The 14,120-nt window shown below is 45.1% G+C and carries 16 protein-coding genes; all 16 read right to left on the bottom strand.

Annotation, left to right across the window (positions count from 1 at the left end; translation table 11 throughout):
* Window positions 1-5 precede the first annotated feature (5 nt).
* The 16 genes from D1155_RS01430 to D1155_RS01505 all read right to left on the bottom strand — a co-directional run bounded on the left by D1155_RS01430 (window position 6) and on the right by D1155_RS01505 (window position 14,098).
* Window positions 6-827, bottom strand: a complete 822-nt coding sequence (locus D1155_RS01430) for an ABC transporter permease (RefSeq protein WP_160200627.1) — start codon at window positions 825-827, stop codon at window positions 6-8.
* The gene (locus tag D1155_RS01435; protein ID WP_160200628.1) at window positions 824-1,804 is read right to left on the bottom strand and encodes an ABC transporter permease; all 981 of its coding nucleotides are present in this window, start codon (window positions 1,802-1,804) and stop codon (window positions 824-826) included. Before D1155_RS01435 ends, D1155_RS01430 begins: the two co-directional genes overlap by 4 nt.
* Window positions 1,804-3,009: a nickel pincer cofactor biosynthesis protein LarC gene (gene larC, locus D1155_RS01440; protein ID WP_160200629.1), complete on the bottom strand. Its 1,206-nt coding sequence runs from the start codon at window positions 3,007-3,009 to the stop codon at window positions 1,804-1,806. The genes D1155_RS01435 and larC overlap by 1 nt, the downstream gene beginning before the upstream one ends.
* Window positions 3,010-3,768: a nickel pincer cofactor biosynthesis protein LarB gene (gene larB / locus D1155_RS01445; RefSeq protein WP_160200630.1), complete on the bottom strand. Its 759-nt coding sequence runs from the start codon at window positions 3,766-3,768 to the stop codon at window positions 3,010-3,012. It lies immediately after the preceding gene.
* Window positions 3,769-3,790: 22 nt separating this feature from the next.
* Entirely contained in the window at window positions 3,791-4,543 is a 753-nt protein-coding gene (larE, locus tag D1155_RS01450) for an ATP-dependent sacrificial sulfur transferase LarE (RefSeq protein ID WP_160200631.1), read from the bottom strand.
* A gap of 469 nt (window positions 4,544-5,012) precedes the next feature.
* Entirely contained in the window at window positions 5,013-5,471 is a 459-nt protein-coding gene (locus D1155_RS01455; RefSeq protein ID WP_160200632.1) for a hypothetical protein, read from the bottom strand.
* 79 nt (window positions 5,472-5,550) lie between these two features.
* Window positions 5,551-5,865, bottom strand: coding sequence for a hypothetical protein (locus tag D1155_RS01460; protein WP_160200633.1), 315 nt, complete (start codon window positions 5,863-5,865; stop codon window positions 5,551-5,553).
* Window positions 5,841-6,194 carry a hypothetical protein gene (locus D1155_RS01465; protein WP_160200634.1) on the bottom strand — a complete coding sequence of 118 codons (354 nt, stop codon included), beginning with the start codon at window positions 6,192-6,194 and terminating at the stop codon, window positions 5,841-5,843. The genes D1155_RS01460 and D1155_RS01465 overlap by 25 nt, the downstream gene beginning before the upstream one ends.
* Window positions 6,195-6,377: 183 nt before the next feature.
* Window positions 6,378-6,770, bottom strand: coding sequence for an aspartate 1-decarboxylase (gene panD / locus D1155_RS01470; protein WP_160200635.1), 393 nt, complete (start codon window positions 6,768-6,770; stop codon window positions 6,378-6,380).
* 11 nt (window positions 6,771-6,781) lie between these two features.
* A complete protein-coding gene (panC, locus tag D1155_RS01475) occupies window positions 6,782-7,627 on the bottom strand; it encodes a pantoate--beta-alanine ligase (RefSeq protein ID WP_160200636.1) in 846 nt (281 codons plus the stop codon).
* Between the two features lie 19 nt (window positions 7,628-7,646).
* Entirely contained in the window at window positions 7,647-8,474 is an 828-nt protein-coding gene (gene panB / locus D1155_RS01480; protein WP_160200637.1) for a 3-methyl-2-oxobutanoate hydroxymethyltransferase, read from the bottom strand.
* Entirely contained in the window at window positions 8,471-9,331 is an 861-nt protein-coding gene (locus D1155_RS01485; RefSeq protein WP_160200638.1) for a Rossmann-like and DUF2520 domain-containing protein, read from the bottom strand. The genes panB and D1155_RS01485 overlap by 4 nt, the downstream gene beginning before the upstream one ends.
* 733 nt (window positions 9,332-10,064) lie before the next feature.
* Entirely contained in the window at window positions 10,065-10,880 is an 816-nt protein-coding gene (locus tag D1155_RS01490) for an InlB B-repeat-containing protein (RefSeq protein ID WP_160200639.1), read from the bottom strand.
* A gap of 128 nt (window positions 10,881-11,008) precedes the next feature.
* On the bottom strand, window positions 11,009-11,710 hold the full coding sequence (locus D1155_RS01495) for a peptidoglycan recognition family protein (protein WP_160200640.1): 702 nt from the start codon (window positions 11,708-11,710) through the stop codon (window positions 11,009-11,011).
* A gap of 24 nt (window positions 11,711-11,734) precedes the next feature.
* A complete protein-coding gene (locus D1155_RS01500; RefSeq protein WP_160200641.1) occupies window positions 11,735-13,090 on the bottom strand; it encodes an O-antigen ligase family protein in 1,356 nt (451 codons plus the stop codon).
* Between the two features lie 288 nt (window positions 13,091-13,378).
* Window positions 13,379-14,098: a hypothetical protein gene (locus D1155_RS01505; RefSeq protein ID WP_160200642.1), complete on the bottom strand. Its 720-nt coding sequence runs from the start codon at window positions 14,096-14,098 to the stop codon at window positions 13,379-13,381.
* Window positions 14,099-14,120: the final 22 nt, after the last annotated feature.

The following is a 14,120-nucleotide window of genomic DNA, read 5'->3' on the forward strand; positions in this document are numbered from 1 at the left end:
CTCTTCTATAAGTTACTGTGAAGTTTGTTGTTTTGTTTTCTCACTGATTCTCCAATCGCAGTTACACAAACTAGCGTCACAATGAGCACCGTGCCAGGCAGAAGCACCATCCACCAGTTCCCGGAAAGCATCGCCTCCTGCGACATGGACAAAAGACTTCCCCATGACACCATGGTAAGCGGCAGCCCCAGTCCCAGAAAGCTCAATGTGGACTCTGTAATCATCGCCTGCCCGATATTGGTCACTACCATGAACATGATGGAAGAAATAAAATTAGGTAAAAAATGTCTCCATAAAATATACCAGAATCCACCCTCCATGGTTTTGACCGCCAGCACATAATCACTTCCCCGGATTTGTCTGACCTCGCTGCGAACTACCTTTGCGATTTGCATCCAGCCGGTCAGTCCGATGATAACAGCCAGGGAAAGCACTGTGGTTTTTCCCCAAAGAGCCTGCAGAAAAAGAATCAGTAAAATCTGCGGCAGACTCATGATAAGTTCTGAAAACCGCATGAGCAAATCACTAATCCATTCACCTGCCAGCCCGCTAACTGTCCCGTAAACCACCGCAATAGCTGTGGAAATCAACCCACTGATCAGTCCGATTAGGAGAGAAGCTCGTCCTCCGTATAAAATCAGAGTCAGTAAGTCTCTACCCATGGGGTCTGTTCCAAAGGGATGGGCTATACACGGCGCTACGCTTGCGGCACTGCTGTCCATCATTTCAGGGGAATAAGGCGATAGCACGCCTGCCAACCCGCAGCAGATAATAATCCCAAGAAGCGTGCAGAAAGCTGCCTTTGGCAGTTTTTTCATAAGACTCATGCCCTCACCTCCCGAAATGTTTTCTCGTACTCCATGCGCGGATCAAGCCATTCGCTCAGAATTTGCGCCAGTATATTAAATACGACCACGATAGCGCCAGTCAGAAGTGTCAGCGCCATCAGCATATTATAATCCTGATACATAGCAGCTTCAAAACCGAGCATGCCAAGCCCCGGATATCCGAAAATCATTTCTACCACATAAGTGCCCCCAAGAATATGAGGCAGGGAAATCGCCATGATGACAAACATAGATGGCATAATATTGCGTAAGCAATGTTTTCTCATAATAGTCTTTGCATCAATGCCTTCGGCTTTGCAAAGGAGCACGTAGTCCTTGCGGGTTTCCGCGAGCAGCTTGTTTCTCACCATATAGGCATAATACCACAGATGTTCTAAAACCATAACTGTCACCGGCAGAATCAGATGTAAAAAGCGATCTGTCAAATTTTCTCTGTTTCCAAGGGAGTAAGCGCCTCCTGCTGGCAGAATTTTCAAGGTTACCGCAAAGAGCAGAATCAATACCAGCGCCAGAAAAAAGGACGGTACATTGGCTGAAATGACACCAATTTTGCAGATGAGCCGGTCGGAAAGACTTCCCTCTCTGCGTGCGCAGAACATGCCCAATAAGATTGCAAATCCAAAGGTTAGCCCGTAAGACACGCCGCCAAGAATCAGGGTGTTTGTCCACACATTTCCAATCACTGCCTGCACAGGCTGTTTGTACTTATAAGAAAGCCCTAAATCGCCATCCAAAAAATTTTCAGCCCACCGCAAATACTGAGTCAGTATGGAATCATTGAGCCCCAGACGCTCTCTGGCAGCTTCCTGCTGCATGGTGCTCATACGCTCTATCCCGTCGCCGTAGTAGGCTTTAAGCGGATCACCTGGACAAAGACGAGCAATCACAAAGATCGCCACAGATAGAAGCACTAATATGATAAAAAGCTGCATTAATTTTTTACATATTTTTCTCATTAGATTTTCTCTTTGATATCCCTGATAGAAAGACCCTGCGCTTCCGCTATTTCCGCTACCTGTGCGAACTCCGGCTTTTCTCTGGTAACTCCATAGCCGCTGCAAACCTTCACATCAACTTTGCCCCAAGGCGTCTGTCTTGTCTCTACTCTTCGCTTGAGAGTAAAGCGCTCCAGCCCATATGCGCGCACCCCGATGGTGGTAGTGTGTTTTAAAATCAGCTCTGCAAACTTTTCTTTTTCTTCCGGTCTACACATGCAGACCAGTTTTACCGCCGGACGGGACTTTTTCATGATAATCTGCTCAAAATACACATCTAATGCGCCCTCTTTTAAGAGGGTTTCCATAGCAAAGCTCAGTTCTTCCCCTGTCATATCATCAAGGTTTGCTGCAAGCTCTACTACTTCATTGGCTGCAGCTTCCGCAATACCATCATCTCCCAAAAGCACTCTGACGCAGTTTGGTCTTTGCTCAAAGTCCTTTGTGCCCATACCATAGCCTATTTTTTCTACGGTCATGGCAGGCATAGTTTCAAAAGATGTTCCAAAATATTTCAAAAGAGCTGCGCCTGTCGGCGTGCACAGTTCCCCTTTGATTTCTCCGCCGTAAATCGGAAGTCCCTCAAGAAGCAGCGCTGTTGCAGGCGCTGGTACAGGCAGTATGCCATGGGCGCATTTTACGCTGCCGGATCCGACATGAATCGGCGATACCACAATGCGCTGTGCTCCGATTTTTTCCATGAGCAGACAGTTTCCAACTACATCTGCTACTGCGTCCAGCGTTCCCACCTCGTGGAAATGAATTTCCTCCATGGTCTTTCCATGCACCTTCGATTCGGCACTTGCAATCAGTTTATAGACCGCTTTTGCATCAGTCTTTACTTTTTCAGCAACCTCCATAGCCTCTATCAGTTTGTAAATCTCCGCAATCCCGCTGTGATGATGGTGGTGTTCAGCGTGAACATGTTCATGATCGTGATGTCCATGGTGGCAAACACCTTCCTCTATACCGTCAACAGTAACCCGTATATGACTTCCCGTCACACCACACTTTTCGGACGGCTCCAAGGCAACTGTCACCTTCTCCGGCAGAAGGCTGTTCAGCTGCTTTAAAACTTGCTCTTTATCTTCTATCAATTCCAAAAGCGCCGCCATCAGCATATCCCCTGCAGCGCCCATATTACACTCTATATACAAAGTCTTCATTTATTTTCCACTCTCCATATTATTGATCAAATTTGCCTGATATCCAGCGCCAAAGCCATTGTCGATATTGACAACACTGACTCCGCTGGCGCAGGAGTTCAGCATGGACAAAAGTGCTGTCACACCGCCAAGGGCTGTGCCATAACCTACGCTGGTAGGTACCGCAATCACCGGACAGTCTGCAAGACCTCCGATGACAGAAGCAAGGGCTCCTTCCATCCCTGCAATAGCGATAATCACCCTGGCGCCCATAATTTTTTCTACATGGGCGAGAAGACGGTGAATACCCGCAACCCCTACATCGTAAAGCCGCTCTACACGATTACCCATGATTTCGGCAGTCAGCGCAGCTTCCTCTGCAACTGGAATATCGCTAGTGCCCCCTGTGGCAACCAGAATATAGCCTTCGTGCTTTGGCGCAATTTTTTGACCGACAAGTCCAACTCTTGCTTCCGCAAAATACGTAAAAGGAATATCCCTTTGAAAATATTCTGCAGCTTCTTGACTCATACGCGTAATGAGGATAGTCTTCTGCCCGCTGTTCCAAAGACTATGAGCGATTTTATCAATCTGCTCAGGACTTTTTCCCGCCCCATAAATAATCTCCGATGCACCCTGGCGGATCCCTCTGTGATGATCCAGCGATGCGATATCAATTTCCTCAAAAGGCGCCATTTTCAGTCCTAACAAAGCTTGTTCTACATCTATCTGTCCTGCAGCTACTTTCTGCAGCAGCTGCCTTACTTCGTGCTGTTCCATAGTTATTCCTTTCTGTTTTCCTTTATCGTGGCTGCATATCCAGCAGTATTATATTGAAATATGGTTTTAACGCTTCGGTTACGGACTCCCTCACAGCTACAAATTGATCCATTTGTGCATCTGGCAGTTGTACTCTGGCGCTGTCATGGAACATTCGGATCCGAAAATCAGAAAATCCCAGTTTCATCAGTGCAGCCTCTGCGCCTTCTATCCGGCACAGCTTTTCTTCGGTGATCTTTTCGCCTGTAGGCACTCTCGTCGCAAGGCAGGCATAAGATGGCTTATCCCAGGTAAAAAGCCCAGCCGCTTTCGAGCGATCTCTAACCTCTTTTTTTGTCATTCCGCAAAGCCTCAGCGGTGACAGAACTTTCATTTCGGAAAGCGCCCGCATGCCCGGTCTGTCCCCGGCATCATCAGAAGCATTAGTGCCGTCAATGATAACATCGTATCCGTCTGCTTTTGCCGCCTCAAGCAGCCTACCGAAAATGTGCTTTTTACAGTAATAACATCTGTTTTCCGGATTTGCTGCAACGGTTTCGTCCTCCAGAATATCGCACTCCAAAATGCGCAGCTTTGCAGAAAGCTCTGCAGCCAACCTCTTTGCATCCGAAAGCTCAAACTGCGGCTGAAATTGACTCTTTGCAAAATAGGCAGTCACATCCGCTTCCCATCTTTGCGCCGCACAAAGTAAATACGCAGAATCCACTCCGCCTGAAAAAGCCAAAGCTACCTTTCGATTTTCTTTAAAAAACTCTTCTAAATTTCTATATTCCATGTTCATCCTCTCTCGACAAAACAAAAACGCCACGAACAAAGCTGGGTTTCTGCGAAACCCTATCTGCCTTCGTGGCGCAATCTTTCTAATATGTAATTTATGATGCAATGTTTATCAGAACTTTTCAAAGTCTGCACGCAATTTCTTCATGAAATCTAATATATATTGTACCCCAGCCCGGCTCAAAAATCAAGTTTTTTTGAGCCGGAACCTGTTATCCCTAAGCTTTAAAATAGCCCTTTGATATGATACACCGAAAAAAATGTATTTGATTTCATGGATTTTATAATTAGTTTTGATAATTTAATTTTCCCCAACACCGAAATCGAATAAGGACACATTCTTCCCTGGCGACTATTCTATTATAGAAAAAACAGATTCGTTTATTGTTGTTTTTTACAGCATTTGAGATGTAAAATTCGTCTAAGATATATATAATTAATCATCAGAATCATTACCCCAATCAAATTTACAAACAAATGATACTCCCTATAGATAGTGCAGTTATATCTACTTTCATTTGTTTGCTGCGGCTGCTGAAACTATATAATAGATACTCCATTTCCATAGTAAAATCAATAAAAAAAGAAGTTATCAACATTCCATTTGAATGTCTAAACGCCACCATAAATGACAATAGTCCCAAGAGAAAAATTGGCATTAGAAAAATCTTCTTAAAGTATACAGGCTTACATAATAGTAGGTAGGACCCCACAATTGCAGCATCTAGCCCACACCATGCAATGTGTATAAAACTAGCCGTTCCTTCAACTGTAATATCTTGGAGCAAAGCGTTTATCTCCCAAGCAAAATTTATAAATATTGCGATTGGCGGTATATTCGTATTCCGATTTTTTACGTTATATACAATTATTAGTATATATGTAACACTCCAAAACAGACCTTGCAAAACGTCAAAATTCTGCATAAATGTCTTCCTTTCTCACTATAATGCGCAAAAAGACAACCTATAAAGGTCGTCTTTTTGCATATAAACTCTACATCAATTAAATCCTTCTCCAGGCTTTTGTTGACCAAGGGGTGTAAATCTTCTGATCTCCAACCACTTTATAGCCCCTTACCTTGTAGTAGTAAGTTCTGCCTTTCTTCAGTTCCTTGTTATTGATATAGTTTTTCTTTGTTGTTGTCTTGAAATATGGAGTCTTTCCAAATCCAGAGTATCTCTTGGTGGATTTATATACTTCATATCCGTCCAAACCAATGTCCTCGATGTTCTTTGGAACAGTCCACGTCACCTTAATTGCCTTCTTTCCGTTCAGCTTCGTCAGCTTGGAAGTCAGCTTAATCTTTGCTCCCTGCATATTCCATTTTCATAAATGTGCTTACCTGTCGCCGGCACAACCTCGGACTCAATCAAAACTTTATCACACACACTGCACTTACTCCCAGCTGTCTTTCCATCCTTTACACAAGTTGCAGCTGTTTCTTCTATATCAACCGGTGTATGCGCTTCAGTTTTCGGAACTATCTTCTGCGCTTTTAATACAAGACCGCAAACCTCACAGTGACTGCCTTCAGTTAATCCAGTTGCAGCACAGGTTGCTTCCACAGCTTCATCAGCTACTGCCTTATGTCCCAGCTTTTCAATTACTACGCCGTTCATTTCTTTGTAGCCTTCATCAAAATTCACATGACAAGCGCTGCAAGTGTAGTGTGCAAGAATTCCATCTTCTTCGCAGGTTGCCGCTTTACCCTCTATTAGCTTACCGTAATAAGGAAAGCTTCAGATGCGCGCCCGCAAACATTGTTATCCTCAGACAATAAAACAGCCCTCTGCAAGAATCTTCCCTCGCAAAGAGCTGCGGCTACAACCTTATTCCATATCTTCCAGCCTGCCATGTTTTTCATAGCGGCTGACACGACTGATTTTATTCTCATCGTCCACGAAGATTACGCTCGGCGGATTTTCCGATGCCTCTTCCGGCGTCATCTGAGCATACGCCATGATGATGACCTTATCTCCTTTCTGCACGCAGCGAGCTGCTGCGCCATTAAGACAGATAATACCGCTTCCTGCTTCCCCTGCAATGGTATAAGTCTCAAAACGCGCCCCGTTGTTGATGTCCACAATCTGCACTTTTTCGTATTCCAAAATGCCGGAAGCTTTAAGAAGCTCTACATCCACAGTAATGCTGCCCACATAGTCAAGTTCTGCCTGCGTTACTGTTGCACGATGAATTTTTCCTTTTAACATCTCGATGTACATGATTTTCCCCCTTAGCCTTCGTAAATAAAGTTGTCGATGAGTCTGGTCTTTCCGATATAGACTGCCATAGCTACCAGCACCGGCGGCTTCATCTCAGTAATCGGTTCCACAGAAACTGCGTCTACAGCCTGTACATAGTCAATCTTTGCCATAGGTTCTGCCTCGATGACCTTTTTCATGGCGGAAACGATAGCGTCAGCAGATTTCTCACCGCTCTCTGCCATTTCGCTTCCCAGCTTTACCGCCCGTGAAAGCACCAGTGCCGCCTTGCGTTCTTCCGCGTTCAGATAAGTATTTCTGGAACTCTTTGCAAGACCGTCCGCTTCACGAATAATCGGGCAGCCGACAATTTCAATGCCAAAGTTCAAATCGCGCACCATGCGACGAATAACGGAAAGCTGCTGCGCATCCTTCTGTCCGAAGTATGCTCTGTCCGGCGTCACGATGTTAAACAGTTTAGAAACCACCGTGCACACACCGCTGAAATGAATCGGTCTGGACTTTCCGCAAAGCTCTCCTGTGAGGGCGCGCATGTCCACAAAGGTGCAGGCATCGTCCGCATACATTTCGGAAGGTTCCGGATTGAACAAAAGGGCTGCCCCAGCCTTTTCGCACAAGGCTGCGTCTCTATTCAAATCTCTCGGATAGCTTTCCAAATCTTCGCCTGGTCCGAACTGAGTCGGATTGACAAAATCGCTGACAACAACTCTATCGTTTTCTGCTGCCGCACGAAGAATTAAACTTTCGTGCCCTTCATGGAGAAAGCCCATGGTAGGCACCAGTCCTACGGTAAGCCCCTCTGCTTTCCAAGCCTTGACGGCCGTTCTGACTTCTTCTATGGTTTTTACGATTTTCATTCTCTTTGCTCCCTATTTTTTAGTACAATTTATTTATTACATCATCAGAAATTTTAAAAGTATGTTCTTCCGCCGGGAACGTACCTGCCTTGACTTCTTCGATATAGCCTGCAATGCCTTCCCTCATAGCTGCGCCAACATCAGCAAAACGCTTTACAAACTTTGGCTTAAAGTCGGAGAAAATTGCCAGCATATCCTGATATACAAGAACCTGTCCGTCACAGCCATTTCCTGCGCCAATACCGATGGTCGGAATAGAAATAGTCTCACTGATAATCTTTGCCAGCTTACCCGGAACGCATTCCAGCACTACTGCAAAAGCGCCTGCTTCTTCAACAGCCTTCGCCTCTTCAATCAGCTTCTTTGCTGCCTCTTCGCTCTTTCCCTGCACCTTAAATCCGCCAAAAGCATTGACAGACTGCGGGGTCAAACCGATATGGGCAACCACTGGAATAGATGCCTCTACAATAGCCTTAATCTGCGGGCAAACCGCTGCGCCGCCTTCCAGCTTTACAGCCTGACATCTGCCTTCTTTCATCAGTCTGCCGGCATTAACCACTGCATCATAGACGGAAGTCTGGTAACTCATAAAAGGCATGTCCCCAACTACCAGTGCGTTCTTAGTTCCTCTTGCAACCGCCGCAGTGTGGTGTATCATATCCTCCATGGTTACAGACAGTGTGTCCTCATATCCCAGCATAGTCATGCCCAGGGAATCTCCTACCAAAATAGTATTTACACCGACCTCATCCATCAGTTTTGCGGTAGAATAATCGTATGCTGTCAGCATAGTGATTTTATCTCCGTCCAGTTTCTGCTGCTTTAATGTTGCCACCGTGTTTTTCATTGTTCTAACTCCTTTTTCAATTTCCTGTAATCTCTACTCGGATTTTTTCGTCCTGCAATCTTAACAAGTCTTACTGACAGCGTTCTATAGGCCCGCAAAATCTCCTCGCCTAAAGATTCTGCCGCCTCAAGTGCCTTTATATGCGCCGCCACAGTTTTGTCATCTCCTCGCTCGCAAGGTCCTGTCAGGGCTTTTTCCGCCCCGAATGAGGTCACCGCCTGCGCATTGCCCAGTATCAAAGGCGCCAACGCCTTCTCTGCGTCTTCCTGTTCAAAGCCGCACTGCTGTAAAAGTTGCGCTCCTATATCGGCAAGAGCAATCATCTGATTGCTGACCATGACTGCCGCTGCATGATAAAGGGTTTTCACCTCTGGACTGATGATTCCCACCTTGTTTCCAAGAGCTTCAAAGCACTGCCTCATCTCGTCAAGCCTCGCCGGGCTCCCTTCAATAGCAAAATATGCTTTTGGAAGTTCTTTGTAGGATTCGTACTTGCTGCTGATTGCATAAAGAGGATGAATGGAATACCTGAAGGCCCCCCTATCCTCCGCATTAAAAAAAACGGTCGATGGAATCGAACCGCTGCAATGACAAATATTCTTATCTTCAATAGGCAAACTGCGCATGTCATCCCAAATCTCACTGATACAGCCGTCGGGCACTGTAATGAAAAGGGTATCACTGTCGTTCACAATATCTGCTAAAGTTTCGTAGTATCTGCTGCCTGTAAAGGCTGCTGCGTCTTTGGCGGACGCGGGGCTTCTGCTGTAATAGCCGCTAAGGGATATACCACCCTCCGCCAGATACTTTCCCAGTGAGAAGCCGACCTTTCCGGCTCCTATAAAACCTGCTCTCATACCTATCACCTCCTGATTTTCTCGGGGAGTAGATATGCGCTAAGCTCTTCTGCCTCCAGTGTCGTTCCGTCAAAGCGGATACAGTCCAAAGACATTTCCTGTTTTAGATAAAAATTGGTATCGCTTCGGTTCATGAATGCCATCCATGTTTACTATAGCATTTTAACGCAGGTTTGTACAGTGTTTTTTGTTAGAAATACACGGCAAATACACGAAAAACGTTTAGTGATTTTCTGGGACAGACAAAGCTGACAGTTTTTTAGATTTTTGTCAGTTTTGTCTGTGTTTCTATCAAAAATCCTGACAGAGCTGACAATTATTTTTGATTTTGTCAGCTCTGTCAGGATTTCGGGCGTATTAAGATGGGGTTCTTCACGATTTGCTGACAAAATCCTGCATGCTGCTCTCATTTTGTCAGTATAGATGGCTAATAATATTTTTCATGCGTTTACCGTAGTTAGAAATACTGTATGGGTTGCTGCTGACTGCTGCAGATCGTCTGCAAATTTCTCCGGGTTAGATTCCTGTTATATTTCCAACAACACTCTCTATTTTTTGCTTTACCACAAAACAATCTAATTAAAACGAGACTGCAGCCCGGTTTAAACCAAACTGCAGTCTCTCACACTGTAATAACGATACGTCCCAGTATTCTTTCTGTTTTACGCCGTTCACGTCTTTACAGTCTCGACATTTCTCTCCATTTTATGCACATCTCTTCACCCTCTTACAGCTATTCTCTGCCCTTGCGTCTTTGACAGACCGACATTGCTGCCAGCCCGCTTCCTGCGAGCAGAAGTCCTGCAATCCAAAGAGGCAGTCCACTGCCATCACCAGTCTGTGGTACATCACCAGTCTGCGGTACAGCACCTGCCGAAGAATGATCCAGCTCTGGCACATCCGCTAAAGGCGGCTCCATTTCCGGTACATCAGCAAGCGGTGGTTCCTCATCTGGTATCTGCGGATATTCAGAAAGCGGTGGTTCCTCGTCCTCGATATCAACTGGCTCCTTCGGAATCCATGTTGCAGTATAAACCACATTTCCCGTCACAGTATCACTGATTGTAATATCCCAGCCGGCAAAGACATATCCCTCCCTTTCTGGAATACCATCTTTAAATTCCGGGGTTGTTTCCCCATAATAAAGATTTGAGTTAATCTGATCTGTAAAAACATCTTCCCCGTCTACACCATCGGTATAAATTACAGTATAAGTAATCACCGGCGGTCTCGGTTTTACTGTCTTCACAGGTTCCCAGACTGCTACATAAGTGACATCCCCTGTTACAGTTTCGCTGATTTCTTTGTCCCATCCGACAAAAGTATAACCGTCGCGAACCGGAGTTCCGTCAAATTTAGGTGTATCTTCTCCCAAACTCAGGTTCGGATATACCTGTGTTTCAAAAACTTCATCATCTTCCACGCCGTCTTCATAGGTGACAACATATGTTTTCACATCACTGCCGCCTTCATTATACGGCGAATATGGTCCACTTACGTCTGCAAAACTCTCGTTTGCAAACACTACCGTCCCTGCTAAAATAAACATAAATAGAAGGGCGGCAGAACAAAAGAATTTTTTTACACTGCTTTTAAAAAGCATCTTTTTATCACTTCCTCTTCTTTCATTATTATTTTATTACTGCTCTAAAAAAGAATTGCTTCCATTTTCCAGAGCTATTTTGAATCTGATGTGCTTAATTTTTGATTCACCGCATCAGAAATGTCGACCATTTTGCTTTCCAGATATGCGCCCGGGCACTCTGTCTTTTTTGAAAACATTTTGTGCAAAGTCAGGTTCCCTGCAGCATCACCAGTATACACCAGCTTTTGTATCCCATTACGCCTGCAGATATCTGCACACAATGCAATAAGTTTCTCATAAGCGGCATCGCTGACATGCCAGCTGCCGCCGATTTCATCATTGGCGACTTCAATAGTAACTGCCATATCATCATTTTCCTTGCTGCTGGAGCTCCATGGACGGTTGCCTTCCTCTACATAAAGCGCCACTCTGCCGGTGCTGTCTATGGCATAGTTAGAAGAGGCCTTTCGGTCACTAGTCGAAAAATCTTTTCCTACCTGTTCCAGTGTAAAATTACCCGCCATATGATGAATTGTAATTTTTTGTATTTTCTCACCTCTCGGAAAATCCGCATTGGCAGTCAGCCAGATATAATCAATCATTGAACTGTTTCTTTCAATTACTTCCTGCTCTTCTGCTGCAGAAAGTTCCCGTCCTACCGTATCAGGAATGCTGGACATGAAGCGATACGCCATCAGCAATACAAAACAAGCCATGACACAAAATCCCAAAAGCAGCATCTTTTCGCCAGTATAACGCTTTTTATTTTTCATTTGTATGTTCTTTTTTCCCATGAAAATCGAGCTCCTTCTAAGTCCCTATACCACACAGCAATATACATTATATGCAAAATACAGCGCAAAACTGCCAAAAATTAGTCTTGTTACCTTTTCACTGATTACCTGCTTTTTCGCTTCATCATCCTCTGTTGTCAACATAACAAACGGCACCGCCGCCACATAAAGGAATGTCGTATCCATAAAGCTGTGCACCAGCGCTGCTGTGAAACCGCTCCTCTGTGCTGCACTCTCTTTTTTCTTGTAGTGCCGCAGTACAATAATCAGCAGCATTGCCAGCGCCACTAACCCCAGCTCTACGCCCACATGAATAAAAATATTGTGGATATGCCAGGTGTTAAAGTACTTATCGCTGTCCTGCAGATTAAGAATCCGCCACTGCTGCGGTCCCACACCCAGGATAGGATTTACAAAAAAATATCCTAAACCATTTCGCATCATACCAATCCGTTCTGCAAAAGTTGCAGTAGCGTTAGGTCTTAACAGAATTGCACCCAGTGCACCCAATGTGCCGACGCCTACCATAAAAAACGAAGTCAATGGACTTTCATTTAAAAACCGCTCTAATCGGCTCCACATCACTATGGCGATGAGACAATAAATAAACATGACCGCACAGACCCACGGCGCGTTGGTTTTGTCCCCTGCGATATAAAGAAGCAGTCCTGTTCCCACACCGAATCCAACTCTGGCAAAAAGCGAGGCAATCTCATTCATGGTGTATCTCCGCAAGATTATCATAACCAAAAGTCCGATTGCCATAGACAGAAAAGATCCCATTGAAAGGGTCAGCGCAAGGGCAATCAGCAGAAGCGGTTCCGCGTAAGAAAAGACACGGTTCCACCCCCCCTCATCAGTTTTTTTGTCCTCTTTACAACTGATAGCCGCAAACCAGCCTATGACGAGAAATGTCCCAAGCGCATTGGGATTCCCAAAGACTCCACCAAGTCTGCCGGCGTCCCCCTGCAATGCATCTGCCACAAACTGCAGGATTCCCATTGCCGCAATCATGCTCATCCAGACCACACTGAGTCGTTTTAAAAGAACTCTTTCTTCTGCGGATAAATATGAAAGCAGCAAAAGCATCACTGGAAAAATCGACTGAGTCGATGCAAACCCTTTAACAAAATTCCCATAAACCGCATAGGATGAACAGGCACTCATCACATTATAAAAAATCAATGGCAGCAAGATCCACAAATCTACCTTCGCTGCAGGCTGCATCATACCCGTCATACATAAAATGATACCCACAAGTCCTATCACTAAAACAGTGCCGGTTTGACAAAGGGTCAGAATAAAGAAAGCGAGAAACAAAAGGAGCAAAGTTACATGCTCCATCCAACTGCTGCATTTTTCTTCTAAACTATTGCCCATCTTTTCTCCTCCCTGAATTATAATATGCATGCAAAAAAAGCGTACTCTTTCTTCCTCTATACAAACTGCATATAAGTGCGCCTAAAAAATATCCCAAAACTCAAATCTAATCCTCAATCTAATATATTTTATCATAAGGCAACATGGCTTTCAAGATAATTATTTTCCCTCTTCCTCGTGTTTCTTTCTCTCTTAACGAATACAGCCGGGCGTCTTACTCTTCTTGTAAGATCCCCGGCTGTACCCGCTAAATATCTAAATTACACACTTTTGATTGTTCTTCGACTTTTATACTCTGTTTTTTCTTTTCAGGCTTACTGCTGTTACTGCAGCGCCACCTGTCGCAAACAGTAATAATCCTGCCCACAAAATTAAGCTGCTGTTGTCTCCAGTCGTTGGAATGTCAGAAAGGGGTACATCAGCATCGGAAATATCTGTCATCGGCTCATCCGGCGTATCTGGCGTATCCGCAAGAGGCGGCTCTTCTTCCGGCAAATCTGCAAGCGGTGGCTCTTCTTCCGGTAAACCTGCAAGAGGCGGCTCTTCTTCATCAATATCTACAGACGTATCCGCGCCATCTGTATCATCTAAATCCGGAAGTTCCGGTGTTGTGCCCGGCTCACTTGGTCCAGGCTGCTCCGGTGTTGGCACTGGAGTCGGCTCCACTGGCTTCGGCTGCTCCGGTTCCGGCGTTACACCCGGTTTTTCTGGATCAGGTGTTACAGTTGGTTCATCCGGCTGCTCTGGTGTAACACCTGGTTCTTCTGGATCAGGCGTTACAGTTGGTTTATCTGGCTGCTCTGGCGTTACACCCGGTTCTTCTGGATCTGGTGTTACAACGCCCGGTGATTCCACACTGCCATAAGAATCATATGGGTCATAAGCATCATAAGAACCATAGAGTCCCTCAATACTGTCATCTGCGAAAACAACCGTCCCCGCTATTACAAACATAAACAAAAGGGCGGCAGCGCAAAAAAGTTTTTTTAGTCCACTATTAAATACCATTTTGGTCGCTCCTTTACTTTTT

The sequence above is a fragment of the Anaerotruncus sp. 80 genome (assembly GCF_009936115.1).
Classification (GTDB): Bacteria; Bacillota; Clostridia; order Peptostreptococcales; family Anaerovoracaceae; genus Senimuribacter; species Senimuribacter intestinalis.